Origin of the sequence: uncultured Pigmentiphaga sp., assembly GCF_937950555.1 — a bacterium.
Taxonomy (GTDB): Bacteria; Pseudomonadota; Gammaproteobacteria; order Burkholderiales; family Burkholderiaceae_B; genus Pigmentiphaga.
Genome location: NZ_CALFCW010000030.1, coordinates 108989 through 134676, shown reverse-complemented (window position 1 = coordinate 134676; position 25688 = coordinate 108989). Strand labels below are relative to the sequence as shown.

Here is a 25688-nt window from a genome sequence, read left to right as displayed (position 1 = left end):
GACAATGCGTCTGGCGTCGCGTCGTCCTCCGCCATGACCTCGTCCGCGTCGAGCAATAGCCATCCGCGTCAAGCGGTCGCGTGGCCGCCAGGCTTCGGTCGACCTTGCCCCGTCGAAAGCGGCTTCGCACACATGTGCCCCATGAGGCGGGCAGCGGGGTGGGCCTGGGGCCCCGCCCACCCCGGCTCGCCTGGGCCTGCGCGGCCGGACCAGGTGACAACCGCTCGGACCGGCCGCTGCGCCACAACCGCACGTCAGCCCCAATATCGGAATTCCCTTCATCGTCCTGCATGACTAAAGCCGACACCTCCTCCCACACCCCGATGATGCAGCAGTACCTGCGCCTCAAGGCCGAGGCCGGCCCCATGCTGCTCTTCTACCGCATGGGAGATTTCTACGAGCTGTTCTACGAGGACGCCGAGAAAGCGTCGCGCCTGCTGAACCTGACGCTGACCACGCGTGGCGCTTCCAACGGCGCGCCCGTCCGCATGGCGGGCGTGCCCTTCCACTCTGTCGAGCAATACTTGAGCCGACTGGTCAAGCTCGGGGAGTCGGTCGCCATCTGCGAGCAGGTGGGAGATCCGGCCACCTCCAAGGGCCCGGTCGAACGGCGCATCGTCCGCATCGTGACGCCGGGCACGCTGACCGACGACGCCCTGCTGCCGGCCAAGGCCGACCGTGCTATCGCCGCCATCCATCCGGGCAGCGGCAAGTCGCGTGGAAGCGCCGGCCGCATTGGTCTCGCCTGGCTCAATCTTGCCAGCGGAGAATTCCGGCTGACCGAATGCGCGCCGTCACTGCTCTCCACGGAACTGCACCGCATCGCCCCGGCCGAGATCGTGCTGGCCGAAGGACAGGCCCTGCCCGCCGATTACAACGCCGCCATCAGCCCCGTTCCCGCCTGGCACTTCGAAAGCAGTAGCGCGCGCCAGCAGCTGCTCGGCCACTTCGGCACCGACACGCTCGCCGGCTTCGACGTCGAAGACATGCCGGAAGCGATCTGCGCGGCGGGCGCCCTGCTGCGCTACGTTTCCCACACGCAATCGCAAGCGCTGGCCCACGTGCAGCAGCTGACCGCCGACCGGGCCAGCCAATACGTTCTCCTCGATCCGGTCACGCGGCGCAACTTGGAATTGACCGAAACGCTGCGGGGGGAAGAATCGCCCACGCTTTTCTCGGTACTCGACCACTGCCAGACCCCCATGGGCAGCCGCCTCTTGCGCCGCTGGCTGCACCATCCGCTGCGGGACAATGCGCCCGCCGCGGCGAGGCTGCGCGCCATCGAGACGCTGCTCGACGCGGGCGACCCGCGCACGCTGCAGGAAGCGCTCGCGCCGCTGCCCGATGTCGAGCGCATTGCCGCGCGCGTGGCCTTGCGCTCGGTGAGGCCGCGCGAGCTCGCCAGCCTGCGCGACGCGCTGCTGCGCCTCCCTGCGCTGCATGACATGGTGCTGCGCGTAGCGGGCGAAGGGTCGATGCTCTCGGCCGACGTGAAACCCTTGCTTCCCGAGCTGGCGGCGCAGCTGGCCCCCGACCCGGCCATCGCCGAGCTGCTGTCTCGCGCCATCGCGCCCGAACCCGGCGTGAACGTGCGCGACGGCGGAGTGATCGCGGCTGGCTTCGATGCCGAACTGGACGAGCTGCGCGCGTTGGAATCGCACAGCGGTGATTTTCTCGTCCAACTCGAGAAGCGGGAACGCGAGCGCACCGGCATCGCGAACCTGCGCGTGGAGTTCAACCGCGTACATGGTTTCTTCATCGAAGTCACCCGCGGGCAAACAGACAAGGTGCCCGACGACTATCGCCGCCGCCAGACACTCAAGAACGCAGAGCGCTACATCACGCCCGAACTCAAGGCATGGGAAGACAAGATACTGTCGGCCCAGGATCGCGCCCTCGCGCGCGAAAAATGGCTGTACGACCAAGTGCTGGACGCACTCGCGCCCCACGTGCGCAGCCTGACGCAGACGGCCGCTGCGCTAGCTGAAATCGACGTGTTGGCGGCGCTCGCCCACCATGCCCGGACCAACGACTGGGTCGCCCCGGAGCTGGTCGATGGCGCGGAAATCCACATCGAACAAGGCCGCCATCCCGTTGTGGAGCGGGTCATCGAACGGTTCACGCCCAATGACTGCAAACTGTCGCAGACGAGGCGCATGCTGCTCATCACCGGCCCCAACATGGGCGGCAAGTCGACCTACATGCGCCAGACCGCGCTCATCGTGCTGCTTGCGCGCATCGGCAGTTTCGTGCCGGCGCGGTCGGCGCGCATCGGCCGCATCGATCGCATCTTCACCCGCATCGGAGCCGCCGACGACCTGGCCGGCGGCCGCTCGACTTTCATGATGGAAATGATCGAGGCCGCCGCCATCCTGGCTTCCAGTACATCGGAAAGCCTAGTGCTGATGGACGAGATAGGCCGCGGTACGTCGACCTACGACGGCCTGGCGCTCGCCTGGGCGATCGCCTTCCAACTGGTCTCTCAAAACCGGGCGCTGACGCTGTTTGCCACGCACTACTTCGAACTGACGCGCCTGCCTTCGGTTCGCCCGGAAGTGGCCAACGTCCACCTGGCTGCAGCCGAATCCCACAAGGGCATCGTCTTCTTGCATGAGGTGCGGGAAGGGCCAGCCAGCCGCAGCTACGGCATCCAGGTGGCGCAGCGCGCCGGCATCCCAGCCTCGGTGGTCCGGATGGCGCGACGGGAACTCGAGAAATTGGAGATGCAGGGTGCACAAGTGCCGCAGCTTCCTCTCTTCGCGCCTCCGGAGGACGACGCAGCCGAAGCACGCCAGCAGCGACAGGCGCACGACGAAGCCTTGGAGGCCGTCCGTGCCGCGCTCGACGAGATCGACCCGGACCAGCTCAGCCCCCGCGAAGCGCTCGACCAACTCTATCGGCTCAAGAGCTTGGTTCAGGCCCAATGACTACCATGTCGTCGCGCATCGTCCGCCGGATCGGCCGCCTGGGATGGACGGTGGGTTCGGCGTGCCTGGCGTTTGCGGCGGCGGCATCCTCCCACCCCGAGTCGCGCTACGCTGCCCGCCAGGGTTTCGCGTTCGCGCTGTTGGGCAACGCTCCCTTGCACGCATCCACCGAAGGCATCGTCTCACAGGTCCTGGCCGAGCTCGCCACGGAGGTGGACCTGGCCATCCACACCGGCAATGTAAAGGGACCCGATGAACATTGCGACGACGAAACCTACATGCGGCGACACGCGCTGCTGGATGCAAGCCCGGTGCCGCTGGTCCTGACGCCAGGTGAAAATGACTGGGCCAGCTGCGATCGCAAGGCGGCCGGCCAATACGGTCCCGTCGAACGCTTGAATCGGCTGCGCGAGCTGTTCTTCGAGCCGGGCGATTCACTCGGCAGGCTCAGGCTGGATGTGCAGCGACAAAGCGAAACCGTCCGGTTCCGGGGCTATCCCGAAAACGCGCGGTGGGAGTACGGCGGCATCCTGTTCGTCACCGTCAACGTCCCGGGTAATCGCAACAATTACCGCACGGGCGCGGGACGCAATGGAGAATACGAAGAACGCGTCCAGGCCAATGCTTCCTGGTTGCGGCAGGCATTCGCTGCCGCCGCGCGGCTCAAGACCCGCGGGGTCGTCGTGGCGTTTGCCGGCGACCCGCACTTCGAGGGGCGAGAGAAAACACCCGGCATCGATCCCTACGCCCAGGTGAAGGCCGACCTGGCCCGGCTGGCATCGAAGTATTCCGGCCCGGTGCTGGTCGTGCACGGCGGCGAGGCGCCGCCGAACCACCACACTCCCGACCGGCCGGTCAAGCTCAACGGCAAGACGCTGCAGAACGTGATCCGCGTCCGGACGTATGGCTACTCGCGACCGGCATATTGGATCAAGGTGAGCGTCCTACCCGGCAACAGGCAAGTATTCAGCGTAGAAACCGTCAATACGGTACTCACGCCGCCTCAGCCGCGCTGAAGCGGCGCGCGGCGTGGTTTTCCCCCGCGCGCCGGCCGGGTATCAGTGCAGCGTGCCCGGATTGCGGCGGGCCTCGATCATGGCATCCAAGACCTCGTCGCTCTCGTCGTCGACGTCGGCATAACCCTGTTCAATCTCTTCAGGGTCGGCCGGCCGCACGTCCAGCACCTTGATCCGGACGCGCAGCGCCATGCCCGCGAAGGGATGGTTCGCATCCAACACGACTTTGTCGTCCGTCAGGTCGGTGACCGAAAAAATCAGGGCGTCGTCGCGGGCTTCGCCGTCATCGGGATGAACGACCGTGCCGTCTTCGTCGGGATCTCCGGGAACGCCCTCGAACTGCATGCCTACCTCGAGCGGCTCCGGAAAGCGCGAACGAGGCTCCACCCGCAATAACTCGGGGTCGTAGTCGCCGAACGCGTCCTCCGGCTCGAGGTGAAACGTCTGCTCGAAACCGGCGGTCTTGCCCTCGAGCCCATCATCGAGCCGGGGCAGCAGGCTGTCGAGCCCGCGGTACAGAAAGCTCACGGGCCCACCGCTGTCGTCGAGCGCTTCCCCGTCGGTACTCATGATCCAGAACTCGACCGTGACGACGGTGTTTTCGCCGATGGCCAGAGCCGGATCGCTATTGGAAGCGGTCATAATCTTGGTTTCCCGTAAACGTGGTTGAATTTCCGATTTTACAGGCTATGCCACAGGCCCTTCGTCTTCGTCCATGAATCCCCATACTCCCGCACGTCTCCTGGGCGGTCTGACTCCAGCCCAATTCATGCAACGCCATTGGCAGCGCAAGCCTTTATTGATACGCGGCGCGTTCGAACGGTTCCAGCCTCCGCTGACGATCCCCCAGGTCAAGCGGCTGGCGCGCCGCGACGACGTGGAATCGCGGCTCGTGTGGCGCGAGTCGGGGCGCTGGCACATGGAACGGGGGCCCTTTTCCCGGCTGCCGCCTGCGCGCGAACCGGGATGGACGCTGCTCGTACAAGGCGTCAACCTGCACGACGACGGGGCTGCCGCATTGATGTCGCAATTCCGGTTCGTCCCAGACGCGCGCCTGGACGATCTGATGATCAGCATCGCCACTGACCAGGGCGGGGTCGGGCCGCATTTCGACAGTTATGACGTATTCCTGCTCCAGGGTAGCGGCCGGCGCCGCTGGCGCATCGGCAAACAGCGAAACCTGGAGCTGGACCCGGAAGCGCCGCTGAAAATCCTCCAGCGCTTCGACCCGGCCGAGGAATTCGTGCTCGAGGCGGGCGACATGCTGTACCTGCCGCCAGCCTACGCCCATGACGGCATTGCCGAAGGCGACGACTGCATGACGCTGTCCATCGGATTCCGGTCGCCGTCCTTGGAAGAACTGGCGCGCGGCATGCTGGAGTTCGCGTCCGATTCGCTGGCCGAGCGCCCGCCTGCGGCGTTGCGCGGGCACTACCGAGACCCTGACCAACCCGCCGTCGACCGACCGGCCGCATTGCCTGAAAGCATGGTTGAGGCGGCCCTGGCCGCCGTCTCCGCGGTCAAGTTCGACCCGCAACTGGCCTCGCGTTACCTTGGGTGTTGGTTGACGGAGCCCAAGCCGGAGGTAGTGTTCGAACCCGCCAACCCCGACGCGCTGCCCGACTTGGAGCACAACTGGCCCGCAGCCGGCGTCCTCGCGTTGGATCGCCGCACCCAGATGATTTATCGGGGCAAACTGTTGTTCATCAATGGCGAGGTCGCCCCTGTTCCCGCCGGAGCCGCATTGCGGACCCTGGCCGATGATCGGCGGCTACCATGCGATGCGCCGGCCTCCGCCCGGCTCAAAGACGAAGAACGGGCGACATTGCAGGAATGGCTCGAAGCAGGCTGGGTGCATTACCTCGCCTAGCCTTCCCGCCCCCGCCGGCATCGAAAATAAACGATATACAATTCGGTGACCGGCGCCCTCTCGCACGGGCCTATATTCCCCGACCATGGACCTAGACGCCTCCATCAAGGCACTGGCGCATCCGGTGCGGCGCAACATCCTGCAGTGGCTCAAGGAGCCTGAAAAACACTTTGCCGAGCAGGTGCACTCCCTGGAACTCGGCGTTTGCGCAGGCATGTTCGAGCGCTGCGGACTCTCCCAATCGACCGTATCCGCCCACTTGGCGACGCTGCATCGGGCAGGATTGGTCACCACCCAGCGCATCGGGCAATGGGTGTATTACAAGCGCAACGAGCAAGCCATCGAAGCCTTGCTGGCCCAACTACGGGAAGCCGTCTGAGCTCCCCGCCTCCCCTTGGCCCCTACCCCCTGAACGCTCTTCTTCTGCCGACGATCGGCCCCGGCCGATATTGCGGTAAATACCACAATCCGAAACGCTTGCGCACACTCCTGACCCGAGTGATACACAAATTTCTTACGTGAGACTTACTTTTTTACGCAACCATGGAAAACACCTAGTCAGGCCTGATAGAATGAGTTCGTGCTCGAATGAAGCCGGATCCTCGGCTCATCCAATTTGGGTAATGACGGCGAATTCCGTCCATCCGTCTCGTGACGACACTGAAAAGGAAAGATCATGAAGAAGACTCTGCTCCTGGCCTCGCTGCTCGCAGTCGCCCTGTCGGCTTGCGGTAAGAACGAAGAAACCGCTCCCGCCGACACCATGCCGCCGGCCGCGACCACCCCGGCTGAACCCGCTCCGGTTCCCGCCGAGCCCACCCCGGCCGAACCTGCTGCCCCCGCTCCCGCCGAGCCGGCTGCCCCCGCCGACCAAGGCGCTGCGCCGGCCCAGCAGTAAGTCTCGCGATCCGTCGGCAGCGAACCCCCGCCGGCTGCGGATCTGTGATCAGCGCGGCCGCGCCTGCGGCCGTAGACAAAGCCTCCCTTCGGGAGGCTTTGTCGTTCCTGGCTGTCGAGCCAGGCCGCCCGGGCAGGCTTTTCACCCGCTCAATGCCACCCAATCGAAACCGGCATCCTGATCGGCGACCCCAACATCTTCCGGCCGCCAGCCAAGCACGGACGCCAGCGCTTCACGCGCCAGGCGGGGCAAGTTGTTTGTCCTGCTGAGATGGGCGGCATGCAGGAACCGCAGCCGGGAGCGGTCCACGGCCCGTAGCAGCTCCGCTGCCGCAGCATTGGATAAATGGCCGAAGCGGCCGCTGATGCGGTATTTCAGATAGACCGGGTAATCACCGTTGGCAAGCATGTCGGGGCAATGATTGCACTCGAGCACCAAGGCATCGCAGCCGGAAAGCGTGCGGTGCACGTGGGGCGTGCCCTCTCCCAAGTCCGTCAAGACGCCCAGCCGCCATTGGCCGTCATGCAATACGTACTGCACCGGTTCGCGCGCATCGTGCGGGACGGGAAAGGGCTGCACGAGCAACCCGCCCACGGCAAAGGCGGAATGGCTGTCGCAGCATATCGTGACCGTACCCTCCGGAATCCGGGCAGCCACGGCCTCGCGCGTGCCGTTGGTCAGATAGATGGGAATGCCGTGCCGGCGTGCCAGGCGGAAGACTCCACCGATGTGATCGCCGTGTTCGTGGGTGACGAGAATGCCGTTCAGCGACGACGGCTCGATGCCGCGCGCCAGCAGCCGGCGCTCGATTTCGCGTAGCCCGAACCCGCAGTCGATCATGACGCGGGTCGTGGAAATCCCCTCCCTGGCCTCGACCACGAGGGCATTGCCCTCGCTGCCGCTGCCCAGACTGGTATAGCGCAAAGCGAACCCTATGAAGCCTGGTGCGCGCGCCTGCCCTTGCCCAGGCAGCGCGCGGACGATGGCTTTATTTCAGTTGGTTGAGCAGGACGTTCAGAATGCGCCGGCCCGTCGCAGACGTTTCCGGATTGCCTTGCGCATCCAAGACCGTCACCTGAGTCGTGTCGTTCGACGAAACCAGCTTCACACGGTACTGCGGACGGCTTTCCGGCTTGTCGCTGCCGCGGCCGAACAGGCGACCGAAGAAGCCGGGCTTGTCGGCGCTGGCCGCGTCGGCATCCACGTACCGTACATAGTAGACGCCCTCCGCACGGTTGCGGTCTTCCACGGTGAAGCCACCGCGGTCCAGGGCCAAGCCGACGCGGCGCCAAGCGCGGTCGAACGGCTCGGCGATCTGCAAGGCGCCCGCTTCACCAGACCCGGTCACCAATTGGGGGGCCGCTCCCTTGTCGATCTGCTGCGCCCGGTCCACCGCAGCCTTGGCGCGATCGAAATCCGCACCCAGGCGCACCATCAGGCGCGCCAGCATTTCGGCTTCCAGGCCAGGATCGTTGGGACGCGAGGTCCAGGTGGTCTGGCTGTTCTCGGCGCCGGTCAACACCTCCTGCGCCCCCCGATGGCTGATGTAGATCTCGGTGCTGTTGCCCACGCGCTCCAGGCGGGTGCGGAACATGTCACGCTCGCCGGTGGACCAGAGCGAGTCGAAGACCTTCCCAATGGTGTTGCGGATGAAGTCCTGCGGGATCTTGGCCCGGTTCTCGGCCCAGTCCGTCTCCATCACGCCGACCTGGGGCAGGTCCTGGCGCAACAGGAACCCGAGGTCCTGCCAGAATTGCCGCACGATCGGGTACAGCTGGTCCGGGGAACGGTCGATCACCACCAGCCAGCGCTTGTCCCCGTCTCGTTCGATGCGCATGTCCGGCCGCTCGGGGAGCACCGTGCTCGCCGCCTGGCTAGCCTCGGGCTGGGCCTGCACGCTCGAATAGCTGGAGAAGGTCGTGGAAGACGGAGCAGGCGGCGTCGACCCGGACGAGGCCTGGCCCGGAACCTGGAAGCGGCTGTCGGTCGGCAGCTGGGTCAAGTCAGGCGGCACTTCCAATTTTGCCGAGGGCGCCGGCGAGGCGCTCTTGTAGTCGATGGACTCTTCCTTGCCAAGCAACTGGTTGACGCTGCTGCAGCCCGCGATCAATGTGGACAGGGAAACCAGCACTGGCAAGATTGCCAGGCGGGAGAGATTCGTAGGCACTGCATTCATTGACGGATAACTCCTGAGGCCGCGACCGGCCCTATCGTTGCGCCGGCGGATCACGTCTGGCAAAAGCATGTGGCGGAAGATCAGACCTGGATGCCCGCGGCGGCGAGCGCTTCCCTGACGGCAGCATGATGCTGAGCCCCCAGTTCGGCCAAGGGCAGGCGGTAACCCAGCGCCATGCGCCCCATTTGGGCAAGCGCCCACTTGACGGGCACGGGGTTGGGTTCGAGGAACAAATTGCGGTTAAGCAAGGCGAGGCGGCGATTGATTTGCGCCGCCTTCTTGGCGTCGCCGGCCAGCGCCGCCACGCACAGCTCGTGCATGAGGCGCGGCGCCACGTTGGCCGTGACGGATATGTTGCCGCGGGCGCCCAGCATGATGAGCGCCGCAGCCGTGGGGTCGTCCCCGCTATAGACGGCGAATGACTCCGGAACCTGGCTCAGCAGCAGCGCGCCGCGGCCGATGTCGCCGGTGGCATCCTTCAGGCCGATGATGCCCGGCACCTGCGCCAAGCGCAGCGTCGTCTCGTTGGACAAATCGCACCCGGTGCGCCCGGGAACGTTGTACAGGATCATCGGCAGGTCAACCGCCTCGGCGATGGCCTTGAAATGCCGGTAGAGGCCTTCCTGCGTGGGGCGGTTGTAATACGGCACGACCGACAGTCCCGCGTCCGCGCCCACTTTCTTGGCGGCTTCGGTCAGCTCGATGGCTTCGGCGGTCGAATTGGCGCCGGTGCCGGCGATGACCGGAGCCCGGCCCGCGACGTGCTGGACGGCGACCCGGATCAGCTCGACGTGCTCGTCCACCGAAACGGTAGGCGATTCGCCCGTCGTTCCCACCACCACGAAGCCATCCGTGCCTTCGGCCAAATGCCAGTCGAGCAACGCCCGGAAGGCTTCGAAATCGAGCTTCCCGTCTGGCTGCATCGGAGTGACGATAGCGACGATGCTGCCTTCAATAGGGGTGCGAGATGTGGTTGCCATACGATGCTTGGGGGCCCGGAAAGGGATCAAACGGAACGAATCGGAAATCGTACAAGTGTACCGGAAATATAGGCGCGCCCCGCGCGGGAGCGCGCAGCAGCGCGGCTACCCCTCCTGGCGCAGGCCCTACAGGAACAATCTTACGATGGCATCCCCGAGCATGAGCATGGGACGAACCAGGAATCCCAGCATGCCCGTCATCAGCAAGACGAGCAGGATGGGCATGCCGTAAGGCTCCAGCTTGGAGTATTTCCAGGCGAGCGAATGCGGCAGGAGGCTAAAGACGATGCGGCCGCCGTCCAGCGGCGGGATGGGCAGCAGGTTCAAGGCCATCAGCATCAGGTTGACCTGGACCCCCGCTATCGCCATGGCTACGAAGAATCGCTCGTCTACCCCCGCGCCCAGCATCAGCTTCAGGCCCAGGGCCCAGATGATCGCCATGACCAGATTGATGCCCGGCCCTGCTGCGGCCACCCACAGCATGTCACGCTTGGGACGGTGCAGGCGGCCGAAATCGACCGGGACGGGCTTGGCCCAGCCGAACAGCAGCCCCGCTCCGCCGAGCAGCTTGCTGGTCAGCAAGATGACCGCCGGCACCAGCAGCGTGCCGACCGGATCGATGTGCTTGACCGGGTTGAGCGTCACCCGCCCCGCCTGGGTGGCGGTGTCGTCGCCAAACATGCGCGCCACGTAGCCGTGGGCGGCCTCGTGCAAGGTGATCGCGAAGATCAGCGGGATGGCATAGACCGCGATGGTTTGAATGATGGAATCCATGCGGCATTGTAACGGCAGAGCTCCGCGCCGAGAGCCGTCCGGAAGTCGGATTTTCCCCGCTGCCCGGTGGGGCCCGTGCGCGCCGTCTGCGACGGGCTAGGCGGTGAGCCCGAGCGCGGCCGGGTCTCCGCGGCCTCGGCGCAGCACCACCGGCTCGGCACCCGTCAAATCCACCACCGTGGTCGGCTCGCGGGCGCAAGCCCCCCCGTCCACGACCGCGGCCAAGTCGTGTTCGTAGCGCTCGCGGATCTCGACCGGCTCATTCATCGGATCCTCTTCCCCGGCCGGGATCAGCGTGCTCGAAAGCAGCGGCGAGCCGATCTCCTCGAGCAGGCACAAGGCGATGGGATGATCGGGCACGCGTATGCCTATGGTCTTGCGCGAAGGATGCGACAAGCGCCGCGGCACTTCCCGGGTCGCCTCCAGGATGAAGGTCCAAGGGCCGGGCGTGGCGGCCTTCAGCAGCCGGTACTGCTTGTTGTCGACATGGGCGAATTGGCCGATTTCCGCCAGGTCGCGGCAAAGCACGGTGAGATGATGCCGCTCATCGACGCCGCGCAGCCGCCGGAGCGACTCCGCGGCATGCTTGTCGTCCAGCGGCGCCACGAGCGCGTAACTGGAATCGGTGGGGATGGCCACCAGCCCGCCGGCCCGTATGAGCTGCGCAGCCTGCTTGAGCAGGCGCAATTGCGGATTCTGGGGATGTACGGAGAAGAACTGTGCCACGTCGCCTGGTCCTCGCAAAAAGCGCATACGCCCGGAAAACGTCCGGGCCCCCTTGCCTCCGGAGGGTCCGGGGGCGTTGCCTCAATCCGCAGCCATCGTACGCAACTCGGCGACCAGCTTGGCCAATGCCGAGTCCCGCGCCGCGGCGTCAGTGAAACTCGGGCCGCGTGCCGCCAGCGCGCCGCCCAGGAACAAGACATAGGAATCCCCGTCAGCGCGCAGGGCCTCCCCGGGATCGGCCAAGGCACGCAGCTGCTTGACTACGGCGCCGGCGGCCTTGGCGTCCGCATAAGGCTCCGAAAGCAGCAAATCCTGGCCGTCCGCGGCCAAGAAGCGGAAGCGGAAGCGTCCGTCTTCGTCTCGGAAGCTGACGAAGCGGGCCTGCTTGCCCGACTTTTTCTTTGCCACGGGTGCCCCGGCCGGCTGGACCGCATCCAGCCCCACTGCCGCCCGCAGCTCGGCAAGAAACGGTCCTGCGATGGCCCGCGCCTTGCGCGCCCCCTCTTGCAGGATCTCCTCGATTTCCTCGGGACGCGCCATCAGGCTTTCATACCGCTCGCGCATGGGGCCGATCTCGCGCTCTATGCGCTCGAACAAGGCCTGCTTGGCATCTCCCCAACCCATCCCCTCTTCCAGGGCGCGCCGGAAAGCCGCCGCCTCATCGCTCGACGCGAAAGCCCGGTAAATGATGTAGAGATGCGAATTCTCCGCATCCTTGGGCTCTCCCGGCAGCCGCGAGTCGGTCACGATGCGGCCGATCGCCTCGCGCAATTGCTTGCTACCGCCTTCGAACAGCGGAATGGTGTTGTTGTAGCTCTTGGACATCTTGCGGCCGTCCAGCCCCGGAAGCGTGGCCACGGACTCGTCGATCTGCGCCTCGGGCAGCACGAACAGCTCGCGGCCGCGCCCGTAGATGTGGCTAAAGCGCTGGGCGATGTCGCGCGCCATCTCGATGTGCTGGATCTGGTCGCGCCCGACGGGCACCCGGTGGGCGTTGAACAGCAGGATGTCTGCCGCCATCAGCACAGGATACGAGAACAGCCCCATCGTGACGCCTGCGTCCGGATCCTGGTTCTCCGCTACGTTCTGGTCGACGGCGGCCTTGTAGGCATGGGCCCGGTTCATCAATCCCTTGGCCGTGACACAGGTCAGCAGCCAGCACAATTGGGGGATTTCGGGCAAGTCGGACTGCCGGTAGAAGGTCACCCGCTGCGGGTCCAGCCCTGCGGCCAACCACGTCGCGGCGATCTGCAGGCGCGAGCGCTGCAGCCGCACGGGATCCTCGCATTTGATGAGGGCGTGATAGTCGGCCATGAAGAAGAAGGCATCGTTTTCCTCGTTGCGGCTCGCCTCGATGGCTGGGCGAATGGCACCGACATAGTTGCCGAGGTGCGGGGTGCCGGTAGTCGTGATGCCGGTGAGGATGCGGGTTCTCATATTCGGGAAAGGGCTAGCTTGAATACGGGGATAGAGCCGCAGTGTACCTCTCGGGCGCGATCGCTTGCGTTGGCGGATAATGGCGGGTGTCGGTTTTTCCTTGGGGCCCGTCATGGCCGTCATTTCTTTCGCGCTCGCCGGTGATTATGTGCCGCTATGCGATTTGCTCAAACTCACGGGCCTCGCGGATTCGGGAGGCGCCGGGAAGGCGTTGGTCGCCTCCGGGGTCGTGAAGGTGGACGGGCAGGTAGAACTGCGCAAGACCTTTAAAGTGCGGGCAGGGCAGGCGGTGGAGGTCGAGGGAGTAAGGATCGAGGTCCAGGGCGGAGGTTCTTGATACGCCCCGCGCTTGCGCCCCGCCCCCGTGACCGGGCGGAGGCGGAAGGCACCGGCCGGTGCGTCGATCCGCCCGGCCGCCACCAGGGCCGTGCGGCTCAGTGCGCCTGCTCCCAGGTGGCGCCGGCGCCGACTTCGGCAACCAGCGGGACATTCAGCTGCGCCACGCCGCACATCAGCTCCGGCAGGCGCTGGGCGACGATTTCGCGCTCTTCGGCCGGGACTTCGAGCACGAGCTCATCGTGCACCTGCATGATCAGGCGTGCACGGAGCTTTTCAGCCTCGATCCAATTCTGGACGGCCACCATCGCCATCTTGATCAGGTCGGCGGCCGTGCCTTGCATGGGGGCGTTGATGGCCGCCCGCTCGGCGGCCTGGCGGCGCGGACCGCTGCCGCCCCGGATTTCGGGCAGCCACAGGCGGCGGCCGAATACGGTTTCGACGTAACCCCGCTCCCTCGCCTGCTCTCGGGTCTCGTCCATGTAGCGCGCCACGCCGGGATAGCGGGCGAAGTAGCGGTCGATGTAGTGCTTGGCGGCGTCCCGGGTGATGCCGAGGTTGCTGGCCAGGCCGAATGCGCTCATTCCATAGATCAGGCCAAAGTTGATGACCTTGGCGTAGCGCCGCTGCTCGGCGTTGACCTCTTCCGGCTTGACGCCGAAGATTTCCGCGGCCGTGGCGCGGTGGATGTCTTCGCCGCGCGCAAAGGCTGCCAGCAGGTTCTCGTCGCCCGAGATGTGCGCCATGATGCGCAGCTCGATCTGGGAATAGTCGGCCGACATGATCAGGTTGCCTGGCTCGGCCACGAAGGCTTCCCGCACGCGCCTGCCCTCGGGCGTGCGCACCGGGATGTTCTGCAGGTTCGGGTCGCTCGAAGCCAGGCGCCCCGTCACCACCGCTGCCTGCGCGTAGCTGGTGTGCACGCGCTGGGTGCGGGCGTTGATCATCTTGGGCAGCTTGTCGGTGTATGTGGACTTGAGCTTGGCCAGGCCGCGATAGGTCAGCAAGGTCTGCGGCAAGGGATAGTCCTGGGCCAGCTTGCTGAGCACGTCTTCGTCCGTGGACGGCGCGCCGCTGGCCGTCTTCTTGACCACCGGCAATTGCAGCTTGCCGAACAGGATCTCGCCCAGCTGCTTGGGTGAATTGAGATTGAACGGCTGCCCGGCCAATTCATAGGCGCGCTGCTCGAGCGTCATCAATTCCTGTCCAATCGCGTGGCTCTGCCGCGCCAATTCGTCCGGATCGATGCGCACGCCGTTGCGCTCCATGATGGTCAACACGCGCGAGACCGGCACCTCGATGGCATAGATGCGCGCGAGCCCGGGGTCGGCCTCGATGCGCGGATATAACGCGGCATGCAGCTGCAGGGTGAAATCCACGTCCTCGCAGGCATAGCGGGTCGCCACGTCGATGGCGACCTCGTCGAAACAAAGCTGGTTGGCACCCTTGCCGCAAACATCGACGTACGACAGGCCTTTGCGCCCCAGCCAACGCTGGGCAAGGTCGTCGAGGGCCACGCTGCGGTGAGACTCCAGCACGTAGGCTTCGAGCATGGTGTCATGCGCGATTCCCCGGAGCGCGATGCCCGCATTGGCGAACACATGGGTGTCGTATTTGGCGTTGTGCAGCAGCTTGGGAGCGTCCGCATTCTCGAGCCAAGGCGCAAGGCGGGCCAGCACCTCGTCCTTGGGAAGTTGTGCCACGGCATCCGGATGACGGTGCGCCAGCGGGATGTAGCATGCCTCTCCCGGCCGGACGGCCAAGGACAGGCCCACGAGGCGGGCCTCCATTTCCACCAAGGAGTCGGTTTCGGTATCGAGCGCCACCAGCGGCGCGGCCTGGATGATGTCGAGCCAGCGATCGAATGCTTCCCAATCGCTCACCGTTTCGTAATGGACGGTTTCGGGCGCGGGCGGCGCATCGGCCTGGACGCGGGAATCCCCTTCGGGTATGCGTTCGGCATCACCCGTCAGCTCCCTGAGCCAAGTGCGGAACCCGTAGCGTTCGTACATCGCCTCCAGGCGCTCCCGATCCGCGGGCCGCATGGTGAGCGACTCCACGCCGGATATGTAGGCGCCCAGGTCACAATCGGTGCGAACCGTTATGAGCGATCGAGTGAGCTCGAAATTCGGTATGGCCGCCCGCAAGTTGGCGCCCGCGACGCCTTTGATCTTGTCCGCCTGCGCGATGATCCCCTCGAGCGAACCGTATTCGTTGAGCCACTTGGCAGCCGTCTTGGGCCCGACCTTCTCTACGCCGGGAACGTTGTCGACGGAGTCGCCGATCAGCATCAAGTAGTCGACGATGCGCTCGGGGGGAACGCCGAATTTTTTCGCCACGCCTTCGGCGTCGAGTACTTCCGAGGTCATGGTGTTGACCAGCGTCACGTGATCATTGACGAGCTGGGCGAGGTCCTTGTCGCCGGTGGACACGATGGTGCGGATGCCTCGCGCGGCGGCCTGGTGGCAGAGCGTGCCGATCACGTCGTCGGCCTCGATGCCCTCGATGGCGAAAACCGGCCAGCCCTGGGCGCGGATGGCCTCGACGATGGGACCGATCTGGCGTGCCAGGTCTTCCGGCATGGCGGCGCGGTTGGCCTTGTACTCCGGATACAGTTCGTCGCGGAAAGTCTTGCCCGGAGCGTCGAAAATGCAGGCGAGATAGTCTGCCTTATGATCGTTCAATGCGCGGCGCAGCATATTCAACACGCCGTACAGCGCGCCGGTCGGTTCTCCTTGCGCGTTGCGCAGGTCCGGCAGGGCGTGATATGCGCGGTAGAGATAGCTGGAACCGTCGACCAACAGCAACGTCTTGATCATGATCAAACAAAGAGAATTCGTAGTAGGCAAGGAAACCCACGGCGACGGCGGAACCGCCCCGAAGCGGACAGGACGCGTTCCCGGCCTGCGGGAGGTGGTGAACGTGGAACGCGCCACGGCCACGAAAGCGCGCGAGTCATGGCATGTCCTCGGGATTATGTCAGAGTTCATCGAGGCTTCGGAGCGCCTCGCCCAGATCCGGCCCGCCGTCAGTATTTTCGGGAGCGCCCGCATCCCCGCGGGCGACCCCCTGTACGAGAAAACGGAACAGATCGCCAGGAAGCTCTCCGAAGCCGGCTTTTCCGTCATCTCGGGAGGCGGCCCCGGCATCATGGAGGCAGCGAACAAGGGCGCCTACGAAGGCCCCAGCCCCAGCGTGGGCTTGAATATCGAACTGCCGTTCGAAGAATCGAGCAATGGCTACCAGAACATCAGCCTGTATTTCCGCCATTTCTTCGCGCGGAAGGTGGCTTTCGTCAAGTACACCTCGGCCTACGTGGTGCTTCCCGGAGGATACGGCACGTTGGACGAACTGTTCGAGGCGCTGACGCTGGTGCAGACCAACAAGAGCCGCAGGATGCCCATCATCCTGGTCGGCGCGGACTATTGGCAGGGGCTGCTCGACTGGATACGGGCGCAACCCCTGGGACGCGGCCTGATCTCGGCCGGTGACCCCGACCTGATGCAGGTCATCGACGACCCCCAGGCCATCGTCGACGCCATCTTCGACTTTTACCAGCACGAGGGCTTCGCCCAATCGCCCGGCGAGCGCGAACAATTGCTGAACCTCTGATCCCCCCTCGCCCTACCCTTCGGGCCGCCGCGGGGCGGGCGAGGACGGAGAAGGTGCCGTAACGCTAGAATGCGGGTAATCATCGATATCAGCCTCAACTACGCTTATCCATGGCCGTATTCACCCCCGTCGACGAAACGGATGCCCGCGCGCTGCTTGCCGATTATTCCCTGGGCGAACTTCGCGCCCTGCGCGGCATTCCTTCCGGCATCGAGAACACCAATTACTTTCTCACCACCAGCCGCGGCGAATACGTGCTGACCTTGTTCGAGCGCCTGACGCGGGAACAGTTGCCGTTCTACATCGACTTAATGACCCATCTGGCCGAGCACGGTATTCCGGTGCCGCATCCCCAGGCCACGGTGGACGGACGCCGACTGGCGGAGCTGCACGGCAAGCCGTGCACCATCGCCACGCTGCTGCCTGGCAAGTGCGAAATGGCGCCCCTCGCCTCGCACTGCGCCCAGGTCGGCGCCACGCTGGCCCGGATGCACCTGGCGGGCAAGGATTTCCCGGCCTACCAACCTAACCTGCTAGGCGTGGACTGGTGGCGCGAAACGGCGCCTGTCCTGCTCCCCTACCTGAATGCAGACGCCGCGGCCATGCTAAGGGACGAGGTGGACTTCCAAGTGGCATTTGCAGCATCGGCTGCCTACCGGCAATTGCCGGCCGGCCCGGCGCACTGCGACCTATTCCGCGACAACGTGCTGTTCGCGGGAACGCGCGAAGCGCCGGAACTCGGCGGTTTCATCGACTTTTACTTCGCTGGCTGCGACACCTGGCTGTTCGATCTCGCCGTCTGCGTGAACGACTGGTGCATCGACCATGCGAGCGGCGAATTCCGGCCCGAGCTCATGCAGTCGCTGTTGAACGCCTACGCACAGGTGCGCCCGCTCACCGACGTCGAGCGCGATTCGTGGCGCACCCTGCTGCGCGCGGCGGCGCTGCGATTCTGGATGTCCAGGCTGCGTGACTTTCACTTGCCCCGCCCGGCGCAAACCCTGACGCCGCATGACCCGGCCCACTTCGAGCGCATCCTGCGGCTGCGGCGCGACGGTGAACCTCTTCCACTTCCCTGAACCATGAAACGACTCTTTGCATTGAGCGTCCGTCAACCCGCACAGGCCCCCGCGGATCGAAAGGAGGTCTGCTGATGCAAGCAGCTTCCCTGGCTCCCGGCGCCGGCTGGCAATGGGTGCTCGACGGCTTCGCGCTTTTCCGCAAGCAGCCCATGGCGATGTTCACGTGGGCACTGACGGTAGGCTTCATGGTGCTGGTTGCCAGCATCCTCGCCCCGGTCGGGCCGCTGTTGTTCGTGACCGCCATGCCGGCCATCACCGTCATGACACTGGAGGCATGCCGGGCGATTGATCAAGACAAAACGGTGCTTCCGCTGAGGTTGTTCACGGTGCTCAAGGCCCCGGGACTGTTCAAGAAACTGCTGGCCATGGGTGGGCTCTACGTTGCCGCCGTACTGCTCGCGGGGCTCGTCGCCTTTCTACCTTTCGCGGACAGCTTGCGCCAGGCGGTGCAAGACCTGTCGCCGGACGACATGGGTGCGCTCTTTGCGGCCATGCGCGCCCCCGTCATCATTTTCGGGATCCTTTACGTCACCATTGCCGGCCTATTCTGGCACGCGCCTGCGCTGGTCGCATGGCACAGGCTAGAGCTGCGCAAGGCGCTGTTCTTCTCCGGCATCGCCTGCTGGCGGAACAAGGGGGCTTTCCTCATCTACGGCGCGACGTGGTTGCTCATCGTGCTGGCGCTGGAGCTCGGGGCCGGCATGCTGGAAGCGATCGGCCTGTCGGAAACCGTGGCCGGCATGATCCAAATGCCGTTCAACTTCCTGGCTGCGGCCGTGCTCTACTGCAGTTTCTATCCGACCTACACCCGGGTATTCGGCCCCCCACCTTCCTTGACGCTTGCGTCGGCGCTGTAGCCACATCAGTAAAAACCCGTGCCCGCCGTCGATAATCCACGGTTTTTCGTCATCGCGGAAGAAATCATGTTGACGCGCACAACGATAGCCGCGTATAAAAGTGCGGCATGATTTTCAAGAGTACGAGTTGCTGCACAAATTGCTTACCGCTGCGGTACAGGGTTGTTCATGGTCTCCATCCTTGATTGTCTTGCACCCATTCATCCATGACTTTTTTCTCAAGGATAGACACCATGGAAACCGGTACCGTCAAATGGTTCAACGACGCCAAAGGCTTTGGATTCATCACTGCAGATTCGGGAGGTGACGACCTTTTCGCGCACTTCTCCGAGATCCGCGTCGAAGGATTCAAGACCCTGCAAGAAAACCAGAAGGTGAAGTTTGAAGTCACCGTGGGCCCCAAAGGCCGCCAGGCTTCCAACATCCAGCCCCTGTAAGCTACAATAGGGGCATCCGCCAAACCCCCGCTTGCGGGGGTTTTGTTTTTTGGCGGCCGCTCACCGCATTTGCGAAGGCCGCCACGGGGAAAACGAACTCGCATCCGCGACGTCCTGGCGCAGGATGCCCCTGGGAAGCCCCCAGGCAGGAACTCCCCGCTCCCTTGACTCGTTGCCGCAGCAACGTCCCCGGGGCGCGCCGCGCTCCTTTCGCCGCCGCCCGTCACCGCGCGGCATGCCAGGCAAACGCCAACGCGCGTCCGGACCTTCGGTCCGCCGCGCTTCACTGCGAACTTCCACCGTCATCGATGGCGCAGGCGCCACGTATTGCGGCATCCGCCTTGCGCGGAACGAAGCTCGCTTTTCTGCATTTCGCATGCACAGGAGGAAATGACCCATGGCCAACAAAGAAGAACTGATCGAAATGGAAGGCATCGTCGCCGAGGTGCTGCCCTCGACCAGCTTTCGAGTCACGCTGGAAAACGGCATGGAGGTAGCCGCCTACGCATCGGGCAAAATGCGCAAGCACCGCATCCGCATCCTCGCAGGAGACCGGGTCACGATGGAGCTGTCGCCCTACGACCTCACCAAGGGGCGCATCAGCTTCCGTCATAAGGATGCCGGGGCAGCCCCGGCGGGACAACGCCCCACGCGTCGGCGCTGAACGAGGCCGAGAGCCTACTCTAGGCGGCAATGGAACGGCCGCGACCGGATTTACCTTGTCGCGGCCGCATGGCGTGATATGCCGGCGCGGTCGGCCGGGGTCAAACCGGTTCTAGTTTGGCCACTGCCAGCGCCAGCGTCTTGGTGCCCGCGCTGCCAAAATTGACCTGCACCTGCGCATCCGGGCCGTTGCCCGTCATGCCGATGATGACGCCCTCACCGAACTTCGGATGCACGACGCTTTGCCCGACGCGGAAGGTGCGCCCGTTGACCTCCACGCCGGCCGACGTCCGGCGATTCGAATACCCTTCCGATGAGCCGAGGTAAGGCGCATCTTTGCCGGCGCGCGAAACGGAGCCGGCCGGATTTTCCTCTCCCCACGCAGTCCGGCCCCAGCCTCCCGCCACGTCGGCCGTCCTGGCCCGGCCGTTGCGGGGAGTCAGCCACTTGAGCGAACTTTCGGGCACTTCGTCGAGGAACCGTGAGCGCATGTTGTAGCGCGTCTGCCCGTGCAGCATTCGGGTTTGCGAAAAACTCAGGTACAGCCGCTCCCGCGCACGCGTCACGGCCACGTACATCAGGCGCCGCTCTTCTTCCAGGCCCGACTGTTCGAGCAGGCTGTTTTCATGCGGAAACAGGCCCTCTTCGAGGCCGGTGATGAATACCGCCTCGAACTCCAGCCCCTTGGCCGCATGCACAGTCATCAATTGCACGGCGTCCTGGCCGTCGCTCGCCTGATTGTCGCCGGCCTCCAAGGCCGCATGGGCGAGGAACGCGGCGAGCGGCGACGGCAGCTCGATGCCGGCCTCGGGCAGCGCCTGGGGCAAGGCTCCTGCGTCGGTCTGCGCATAGCCGTCCTCCGCCGCAAACGCCGCGGCGGCATTGACGAGTTCGCGCAAGTTCTCGATGCGCTCGGCACCCTCTTTTTCGTTCAGGTAGTGCTGCACCAGCCCGCTGGCTTCGATGACGTGGTCCACGATCTCGTGCAGCGGCAGATTCTGTGTCTCGAAGCGCATCCGGTCGATCAGCGCGGCGAACTGCGCCAGGTTGTTGCCGCCGCGCCCTGGCACCTGGCTGACCGCGGCGTAAAGGCTGCAACCGTTCAGGCGAGCGATGTCGGCCTGTTGCTCGAGCGTGCGCGCGCCTATGCCCCGCGCGGGGAAATTGACCACCCGCATCCACGCCGTGTCGTCATGCGGATTCTCCATGAGCCGCAAGTAGGCCAATGCATGCTTGACCTCCTGCCGCTCGAAGAAGCGCAGTCCTCCGTAAACCTTGTACGGGATCCCGGCCGAGAAAAGCGCATGTTCGAGCACGCGGGATTGGGCGTTGCTGCGGTAGAGAATGGCGATTTCCCGCCGCAGGCGCCCCTCTCCGACCAGCGACCGGATCTCTTCGATCACCCACTGGGCCTCCTGCGCATCGGACAAGGCTTCGTACACCCGAATGGGTTCGCCGTGCCCCCGGTCGGTCCACAGATTCTTGCCCAGGCGATTCGAGTTGTTGCGGATCAGCGTGTTAGCCGCATCCAGGATGTGGCCATGCGAACGATAGTTTTGCTCCAGCCGAATGACGCGGTCGTGCGCGAATTCGCGCTCGAACTCGGCCATGTTCCCGACGTTGGCGCCACGGAACGCATAGATGGACTGGTCATCGTCGCCCACCGCGAAAATGGCCGCGCCGCCGCCGGCCAGGAGCTTGAGCCAGCGATATTGCAGCCGGTTCGTGTCCTGGAACTCATCCACCAGGATATGGCGGAAGCGGTGCTGGTAGTGTTCGCGAATGAGCGCATTGCGCGACAGCAATTCGTAGCAGCGCAACAGCAGCTCGGGGAAGTCGACCACGCCCTCCCGCTGGCACTGCGCCTCGTACATCGCATACAGCTCGACCATCTGCCGGTTGTAGCTGTCGTAGGCCTCGACTTCGGCCGGCCGCAGGCCTTCCTCCTTGGCGGCGTTGATGAAGTGCTGCAGCTGCCGGGGCGGATATTTTTCGTCGTCCACCCCCGCTCCTTTGAGCAGGCGCTTGATGGCAGAAAGCTGGTCCGACGTATCCAGTATCTGGAATGTCTGGGGTAGCCCGGCATCCCGGTGGTGGGCGCGCAACAGGCGGTTGCACAAGCCGTGGAAGGTACCGATCCACATGCCCCGGGTATTGATCGGCAGCATTGCGCTGATCCGGGTCAGCATTTCACGAGCCGCCTTGTTGGTGAACGTGACGGCCAGCAGCCCGTGCGGACTGACCTGGCCCGTCTGGATCAACCAGGCCATGCGCGTCGTCAACACCCGCGTCTTGCCGCTGCCCGCGCCGGCCAGCACCAGGGCGTGGCAGGACTCGATCGTCACGGCGGCGAGTTGGGGCGGATTCAAGTTGTCGAGCAAGGCCATAAAGCAGAGGAAAGAAAAAAGGACGGCGCGGCTGGCAGTCTAGCACCCCGGGCGCGGGCACGACCGCCCCGGCGCCGTAGCCGCGGCACCTGCTTCTATAATGTCAGGTTTAGCCGGTGAGCGTCCTTGGCCAGCCGGCACAGGCCCGCGGCCATGGGCATCATCGCCGCGCCAGAATACTCTAGACCAGCCCCGGAACCCATGCAGGAACGCTACGCGCCGAACGAGATCGAATCCGCCGCCCAGAAACACTGGGAAGCGACCAACGCCTACCTGACGGTAGAACGTGCCAAGAACCCCGACGGCTCCGAAAAGCCCAAGTTCTACGCCTGCTCGATGTTGCCCTACCCCAGCGGCAAGCTACACATGGGCCACGTGCGCAACTACACGATCAACGACGCCATGTATCGCCAGTTGCGCATGAAGGGCTACAACGTCCTGATGCCCATGGGCTGGGACGCGTTCGGCATGCCGGCCGAAAACGCCGCCATCAAGTCCAAGGTGCCGCCCGCGAAATGGACCTACGACAACATCGCCTACATGAAGAAGCAGATGAAGGCGATGGGCCTGGGCATCGACTGGTCGCGCGAAATGGCGGCCTGCGACCCGAAGTACTACAAGTGGAACCAATGGCTGTTCCTGAAGATGCTGGAAAAGGGCATCGCCTACCGCAAGACGCAGGTGGTGAATTGGGACCCGGTCGACCAGACCGTGCTCGCCAATGAGCAGGTCATCGACGGACGCGGCTGGCGTTCGGGCGCTCCAGTCGAAAAACGCGAGATACCCGGCTATTACCTGCGCATCACCGCCTACGCCGACGAGCTCCTGCACGAAGTCAAGCACAACCTGCCCGGCTGGCCCGAGCGCGTGCGCTTGATGCAGGAACACTGGATAGGCAAGAGCGAAGGCACTCGGTTCGCCTTCACGCACGACATCCGCGATGCCTCCGGCAATTTGATCCAGGACGGCCGCCTGTACGTCTTCACGACCCGCGCCGACACGATCATGGGCGTGACCTTCTGCGCCGTGGCGCCCGAGCACCCGCTCGCCCAGCATGCGGCCCAGGACAACCCGGCCGTGGCCGCCTTCATCGAGGAATGCCGCAAGGGGGGCGTGACCGAGGCCGAACTCGCCACGCGCGAGAAGGAAGGCGTGCCGACGGGCCTGACGGTGGTGCATCCCCTGACGGGTGAACCGGTGCCGGTTTGGGTCGGCAATTACGTGCTCATGAGCTACGGCGAAGGCGCGGTGATGGGCGTGCCCGCCCATGACGAGCGCGACTTCGCCTTCGCGAAGAAATACGGCCTGCCCATCAAGCAGGTTATCGCCGCGGAAGGCCAAACCTTTTCCACCGACGCCTGGCAGGAATGGTACGGCGACAAGCAAGTCGCGCGGACGATCAATTCTGGCAAGTACGACGGGCTCTCCCACCAGGAAGCAGTGGATGCCATCGCCGCGGACCTCGCAGCCAAGGGGCTGGGCGAAAAACGCACAACCTACCGGCTGCGCGACTGGGGCATTTCGCGCCAGCGCTACTGGGGCACGCCCATTCCCATCATCCACTGCGACGCGTGCGGCCCGGTGCCCGTGCCGGAAAAAGACTTGCCGGTCGTCCTGCCCGAAGACCTGATCCCGGACGGCACTGGCAACCCGCTGACCAAGTGCGAATCGTTCCTCAAGTGCGCCTGCCCGCAGTGCGGGAAGCCGGCCCGGCGCGAGACCGACACCATGGACACCTTCGTGGATTCGTCGTGGTACTTCATGCGCTACACCTCCCCCGGCAACGACGAAGCCATGGTCGACGAGCGCAACGATTACTGGATGCCGATGGACCAGTACATCGGCGGCATCGAGCATGCCGTGCTGCACCTACTCTACGCGCGCTTCTGGACCAAGGTGATGCGCGACCTGGGCCTGGTCAAATTCGGGGAGCCCTTCGTCAAGCTGCTGACGCAGGGCATGGTGCTCAACCATATCTATTTCCGCAAGAACGAAAAAGGCGGCATCGAGTACTTCTGGCCGGACGAGGTCGAGAACATCTACGATGCCAAGGGCGCGATCGTGGGCGCCAAGCTCAAGGCCGACGGTTCGCCGATCGAGTACGGCGGCGTGGGTACCATGTCGAAATCCAAGAACAATGGCGTGGACCCGCAATCCCTGATCGACACGCAGGGCGCCGACACCGCCCGCCTGTTCGTCATGTTTGCCAGCCCCCCGGAACAGACCCTGGAGTGGTCGGGCTCGGGCGTGGACGGCGCGCATCGTTTCCTGCGGCGCCTGTGGGCCTTCTGCTATGCCAATCGCGAGCGCATCCAGGCCGCGCTGAACCACCCCGCCCCGGCCGACTGGTCGGCTGCAAGCCAGGCGGTCAAGCTCCTGCGCCGGGATGTGCATGCCATTCTCAAGCAGGCCGACTACGACTACCAGCGCATCCAGTACAACACGGTGGTTTCCGCCGCGATGAAACTGCTCAATGCGCTGGAGGACGCCAAGCTCGAAGGCGAGCTGGGCGACGCCGCGCTGGCCGAAGGCACGCGCATCCTGCTGGCCATCCTCTACCCCATCGTGCCTCACATCACCTGGACGGCATGGAAGGAACTGGGCTATGCGACCGTCCACGGGGATCTGCTCGATGCCCCCTGGCCCCAGGTCGACGAGTCGGCCCTGGTCACCGACGAAATCGAACTCATGCTGCAGGTCAACGGCAAATTGCGCGGATCGATTTCCGTGCCGAGCAGCGCCGACAAGGCCACGATCGAGGGCATTGCGGTGGCTCACGAAGCCGTCGGCAAGTTCCTCGAGGGGCGGCCGGTCAAGCGGGTTATCGTCGTACCGGGTAAGCTGGTCAACGTGGTCGGCTAGCAGCAGGCCCTGCCCCGGGCACGGCTTCTCGCTGCGCAAGGGGCCGAGCCCGACAATGAACTGTAGGAACTGGCATGAAACCGTCGTCTTCTTCGTCTTTCGCCGGCACGCGGCGCCGCCTCTTGCTCCAGGCGGCCGGTGCGGCCGGCCTGGGCCTGTTGGGAGGCTGCGGTTTCGCGCTCCGCGGCACGGCGAACCTACCGTTCTCGACGCTCTACATCGGAGCGAGCGAAACGTCCGAACTCGGTGCGCAGTTGCGCCGATATGTACGCAGCACGACCAACACCCAGATCGTCGAAGACCCTAAGGCAGCGCAGGCGCAATTGCAGATCCTGCAGGAGACCCAGGAGCGTAGCATCCTGTCGTTGGACGCCACGGGCCGGGTCCGGGAGTTCGAACTGCGCTACCTGTTCGCCTTCCGCGTCCACGACGGCAAGGGCCAGGACTACATACCGCCGACGACTATCGCCTTGAAGCGCGACCTCACCTTCAGCGACTCGAACGTGCTCGCCAAGGATTTCGAGGCGGGGTTGTTGTACCGCGACATGCAGAACGAAGCCATCCAGCAACTGCTGCGCAGGATGGCTGCCGTCGATTCCAAGCAACCCAGTTGATGACCGGTGGTATCCCGTTGTTCCCGAGCCTGAG

Annotated in this window: 22 protein-coding genes; 13 read left to right on the top strand and 9 right to left on the bottom strand. The window is 64.8% G+C overall.

Annotated features, from left to right (window positions below):
* Positions 1 to 323: 323 nt before the first annotated feature.
* On the top strand, positions 324 to 2927 hold the full coding sequence (gene mutS, locus Q0319_RS07240) for a DNA mismatch repair protein MutS (protein ID WP_296465259.1): 2604 nt from the start codon (positions 324 to 326) through the stop codon (positions 2925 to 2927).
* Positions 2924 to 3943 (top strand): hypothetical protein, encoded by a 1020-nt coding sequence (locus Q0319_RS07235; protein ID WP_296465215.1) that lies wholly within the window; start codon positions 2924 to 2926, stop codon positions 3941 to 3943. The genes mutS and Q0319_RS07235 overlap by 4 nt, the downstream gene beginning before the upstream one ends.
* 42 nt (positions 3944 to 3985) lie before the next feature.
* Here Q0319_RS07235 and Q0319_RS07230 read toward each other — a convergent pair whose 3' ends face one another.
* Positions 3986 to 4585 (bottom strand): peptidylprolyl isomerase, encoded by a 600-nt coding sequence (locus Q0319_RS07230; RefSeq protein WP_296465212.1) that lies wholly within the window; start codon positions 4583 to 4585, stop codon positions 3986 to 3988.
* Between the two features lie 73 nt (positions 4586 to 4658).
* On the opposite strand from Q0319_RS07230, the gene Q0319_RS07225 reads away from it, so the two are divergent.
* The 3 genes from Q0319_RS07225 (at position 4659) to Q0319_RS07215 (ending at position 6711) form a co-directional block, all read left to right on the top strand.
* Positions 4659 to 5813, top strand: coding sequence for a cupin domain-containing protein (locus tag Q0319_RS07225; RefSeq protein ID WP_299451568.1), 1155 nt, complete (start codon positions 4659 to 4661; stop codon positions 5811 to 5813).
* Between the two features lie 85 nt (positions 5814 to 5898).
* A complete protein-coding gene (locus tag Q0319_RS07220; RefSeq protein ID WP_296465207.1) occupies positions 5899 to 6192 on the top strand; it encodes a metalloregulator ArsR/SmtB family transcription factor in 294 nt (97 codons plus the stop codon).
* Between the two features lie 297 nt (positions 6193 to 6489).
* Complete coding sequence (locus Q0319_RS07215; protein WP_299451566.1) at positions 6490 to 6711, top strand: hypothetical protein; 222 nt, start codon at positions 6490 to 6492, stop codon at positions 6709 to 6711.
* A 141-nt stretch (positions 6712 to 6852) separates the two neighbouring features.
* Here Q0319_RS07215 and Q0319_RS07210 read toward each other — a convergent pair whose 3' ends face one another.
* The 6 genes from Q0319_RS07210 to Q0319_RS07185 all read right to left on the bottom strand — a co-directional run bounded on the left by Q0319_RS07210 (position 6853) and on the right by Q0319_RS07185 (position 12804).
* Positions 6853 to 7635 (bottom strand): MBL fold metallo-hydrolase, encoded by a 783-nt coding sequence (locus tag Q0319_RS07210; protein ID WP_296466084.1) that lies wholly within the window; start codon positions 7633 to 7635, stop codon positions 6853 to 6855.
* A gap of 64 nt (positions 7636 to 7699) precedes the next feature.
* The gene (bamC, locus tag Q0319_RS07205; RefSeq protein ID WP_296466087.1) at positions 7700 to 8887 is read right to left on the bottom strand and encodes an outer membrane protein assembly factor BamC; all 1188 of its coding nucleotides are present in this window, start codon (positions 8885 to 8887) and stop codon (positions 7700 to 7702) included.
* A gap of 80 nt (positions 8888 to 8967) precedes the next feature.
* Positions 8968 to 9867: a 4-hydroxy-tetrahydrodipicolinate synthase gene (gene dapA, locus Q0319_RS07200; RefSeq protein ID WP_296466089.1), complete on the bottom strand. Its 900-nt coding sequence runs from the start codon at positions 9865 to 9867 to the stop codon at positions 8968 to 8970.
* A 126-nt stretch (positions 9868 to 9993) separates the two neighbouring features.
* Positions 9994 to 10641 carry a site-2 protease family protein gene (locus Q0319_RS07195; protein WP_296466092.1) on the bottom strand — a complete coding sequence of 216 codons (648 nt, stop codon included), beginning with the start codon at positions 10639 to 10641 and terminating at the stop codon, positions 9994 to 9996.
* A 96-nt stretch (positions 10642 to 10737) separates the two neighbouring features.
* On the bottom strand, positions 10738 to 11367 hold the full coding sequence (locus Q0319_RS07190) for an L-threonylcarbamoyladenylate synthase (protein ID WP_296466095.1): 630 nt from the start codon (positions 11365 to 11367) through the stop codon (positions 10738 to 10740).
* Between the two features lie 81 nt (positions 11368 to 11448).
* Positions 11449 to 12804 (bottom strand): tryptophan--tRNA ligase, encoded by a 1356-nt coding sequence (locus Q0319_RS07185; RefSeq protein WP_296466098.1) that lies wholly within the window; start codon positions 12802 to 12804, stop codon positions 11449 to 11451.
* A 112-nt stretch (positions 12805 to 12916) separates the two neighbouring features.
* Between Q0319_RS07185 and Q0319_RS07180 the strand changes: the two genes are divergently transcribed.
* Positions 12917 to 13141, top strand: coding sequence for an RNA-binding S4 domain-containing protein (locus tag Q0319_RS07180; protein WP_296466100.1), 225 nt, complete (start codon positions 12917 to 12919; stop codon positions 13139 to 13141).
* A gap of 97 nt (positions 13142 to 13238) precedes the next feature.
* Here Q0319_RS07180 and polA read toward each other — a convergent pair whose 3' ends face one another.
* The gene (gene polA / locus Q0319_RS07175; protein ID WP_296466103.1) at positions 13239 to 15959 is read right to left on the bottom strand and encodes a DNA polymerase I; all 2721 of its coding nucleotides are present in this window, start codon (positions 15957 to 15959) and stop codon (positions 13239 to 13241) included.
* Between polA and Q0319_RS07170 the strand changes: the two genes are divergently transcribed.
* The 5 genes from Q0319_RS07170 (at position 15958) to infA (ending at position 19792) form a co-directional block, all read left to right on the top strand.
* Positions 15958 to 16752 (top strand): TIGR00730 family Rossman fold protein, encoded by a 795-nt coding sequence (locus Q0319_RS07170; RefSeq protein ID WP_296466107.1) that lies wholly within the window; start codon positions 15958 to 15960, stop codon positions 16750 to 16752. The two genes, polA and Q0319_RS07170, sit on opposite strands and share 2 nt — an antisense overlap.
* Positions 16753 to 16862: 110 nt before the next feature.
* Positions 16863 to 17831: a homoserine kinase gene (locus tag Q0319_RS07165; protein WP_296466109.1), complete on the top strand. Its 969-nt coding sequence runs from the start codon at positions 16863 to 16865 to the stop codon at positions 17829 to 17831.
* A 74-nt stretch (positions 17832 to 17905) separates the two neighbouring features.
* Positions 17906 to 18691 carry a BPSS1780 family membrane protein gene (locus Q0319_RS07160; protein ID WP_299451560.1) on the top strand — a complete coding sequence of 262 codons (786 nt, stop codon included), beginning with the start codon at positions 17906 to 17908 and terminating at the stop codon, positions 18689 to 18691.
* A 233-nt stretch (positions 18692 to 18924) separates the two neighbouring features.
* Positions 18925 to 19128: a cold-shock protein gene (locus tag Q0319_RS07155; RefSeq protein ID WP_296466113.1), complete on the top strand. Its 204-nt coding sequence runs from the start codon at positions 18925 to 18927 to the stop codon at positions 19126 to 19128.
* Positions 19129 to 19525: 397 nt separating this feature from the next.
* Positions 19526 to 19792, top strand: coding sequence for a translation initiation factor IF-1 (infA, locus tag Q0319_RS07150; RefSeq protein ID WP_296466116.1), 267 nt, complete (start codon positions 19526 to 19528; stop codon positions 19790 to 19792).
* 100 nt (positions 19793 to 19892) lie between these two features.
* Here the strand turns inward: infA and Q0319_RS07145 are convergent, their stop codons facing one another.
* The gene (locus Q0319_RS07145) at positions 19893 to 22178 is read right to left on the bottom strand and encodes a UvrD-helicase domain-containing protein (protein ID WP_296466120.1); all 2286 of its coding nucleotides are present in this window, start codon (positions 22176 to 22178) and stop codon (positions 19893 to 19895) included.
* 201 nt (positions 22179 to 22379) lie between these two features.
* Between Q0319_RS07145 and leuS the strand changes: the two genes are divergently transcribed.
* The gene (gene leuS, locus Q0319_RS07140) at positions 22380 to 25040 is read left to right on the top strand and encodes a leucine--tRNA ligase (protein WP_296466123.1); all 2661 of its coding nucleotides are present in this window, start codon (positions 22380 to 22382) and stop codon (positions 25038 to 25040) included.
* A 74-nt stretch (positions 25041 to 25114) separates the two neighbouring features.
* Positions 25115 to 25654 carry an LPS assembly lipoprotein LptE gene (gene lptE / locus Q0319_RS07135; RefSeq protein WP_296466126.1) on the top strand — a complete coding sequence of 180 codons (540 nt, stop codon included), beginning with the start codon at positions 25115 to 25117 and terminating at the stop codon, positions 25652 to 25654.
* The last annotated feature ends 34 nt before the right edge of the window (positions 25655 to 25688 follow it).

What these genes read in the sequence shown, in the direction of transcription:
- mutS (WP_296465259.1), top strand. Translation starts at nt 324, where the DNA reads ATGATGCAGCAGTACCTGCGCCTCAAGGCCGAGGCCGGCCCCATGCTG.
- Q0319_RS07235 (WP_296465215.1), top strand. Translation starts at nt 2,924, where the DNA reads ATGACTACCATGTCGTCGCGCATCGTCCGCCGGATCGGCCGCCTGGGA.
- Q0319_RS07230 (WP_296465212.1), bottom strand. Translation starts at nt 4,585, where the DNA reads ATGACCGCTTCCAATAGCGATCCGGCTCTGGCCATCGGCGAAAACACC.
- Q0319_RS07225 (WP_299451568.1), top strand. Translation starts at nt 4,659, where the DNA reads ATGAATCCCCATACTCCCGCACGTCTCCTGGGCGGTCTGACTCCAGCC.
- Q0319_RS07220 (WP_296465207.1), top strand. Translation starts at nt 5,899, where the DNA reads ATGGACCTAGACGCCTCCATCAAGGCACTGGCGCATCCGGTGCGGCGC.
- Q0319_RS07215 (WP_299451566.1), top strand. Translation starts at nt 6,490, where the DNA reads ATGAAGAAGACTCTGCTCCTGGCCTCGCTGCTCGCAGTCGCCCTGTCG.
- bamC (WP_296466087.1), bottom strand. Translation starts at nt 8,887, where the DNA reads ATGAATGCAGTGCCTACGAATCTCTCCCGCCTGGCAATCTTGCCAGTG.
- dapA (WP_296466089.1), bottom strand. Translation starts at nt 9,867, where the DNA reads ATGGCAACCACATCTCGCACCCCTATTGAAGGCAGCATCGTCGCTATC.
- Q0319_RS07195 (WP_296466092.1), bottom strand. Translation starts at nt 10,641, where the DNA reads ATGGATTCCATCATTCAAACCATCGCGGTCTATGCCATCCCGCTGATC.
- Q0319_RS07185 (WP_296466098.1), bottom strand. Translation starts at nt 12,804, where the DNA reads ATGAGAACCCGCATCCTCACCGGCATCACGACTACCGGCACCCCGCAC.
- Q0319_RS07180 (WP_296466100.1), top strand. Translation starts at nt 12,917, where the DNA reads ATGGCCGTCATTTCTTTCGCGCTCGCCGGTGATTATGTGCCGCTATGC.
- Q0319_RS07170 (WP_296466107.1), top strand. Translation starts at nt 15,958, where the DNA reads ATGATCAAACAAAGAGAATTCGTAGTAGGCAAGGAAACCCACGGCGAC.
- polA (WP_296466103.1), bottom strand. Translation starts at nt 15,959, where the DNA reads ATGATCAAGACGTTGCTGTTGGTCGACGGTTCCAGCTATCTCTACCGC.
- Q0319_RS07165 (WP_296466109.1), top strand. Translation starts at nt 16,863, where the DNA reads ATGGCCGTATTCACCCCCGTCGACGAAACGGATGCCCGCGCGCTGCTT.
- Q0319_RS07160 (WP_299451560.1), top strand. Translation starts at nt 17,906, where the DNA reads ATGCAAGCAGCTTCCCTGGCTCCCGGCGCCGGCTGGCAATGGGTGCTC.
- Q0319_RS07155 (WP_296466113.1), top strand. Translation starts at nt 18,925, where the DNA reads ATGGAAACCGGTACCGTCAAATGGTTCAACGACGCCAAAGGCTTTGGA.
- infA (WP_296466116.1), top strand. Translation starts at nt 19,526, where the DNA reads ATGGCCAACAAAGAAGAACTGATCGAAATGGAAGGCATCGTCGCCGAG.
- Q0319_RS07145 (WP_296466120.1), bottom strand. Translation starts at nt 22,178, where the DNA reads ATGGCCTTGCTCGACAACTTGAATCCGCCCCAACTCGCCGCCGTGACG.
- leuS (WP_296466123.1), top strand. Translation starts at nt 22,380, where the DNA reads ATGCAGGAACGCTACGCGCCGAACGAGATCGAATCCGCCGCCCAGAAA.
- lptE (WP_296466126.1), top strand. Translation starts at nt 25,115, where the DNA reads ATGAAACCGTCGTCTTCTTCGTCTTTCGCCGGCACGCGGCGCCGCCTC.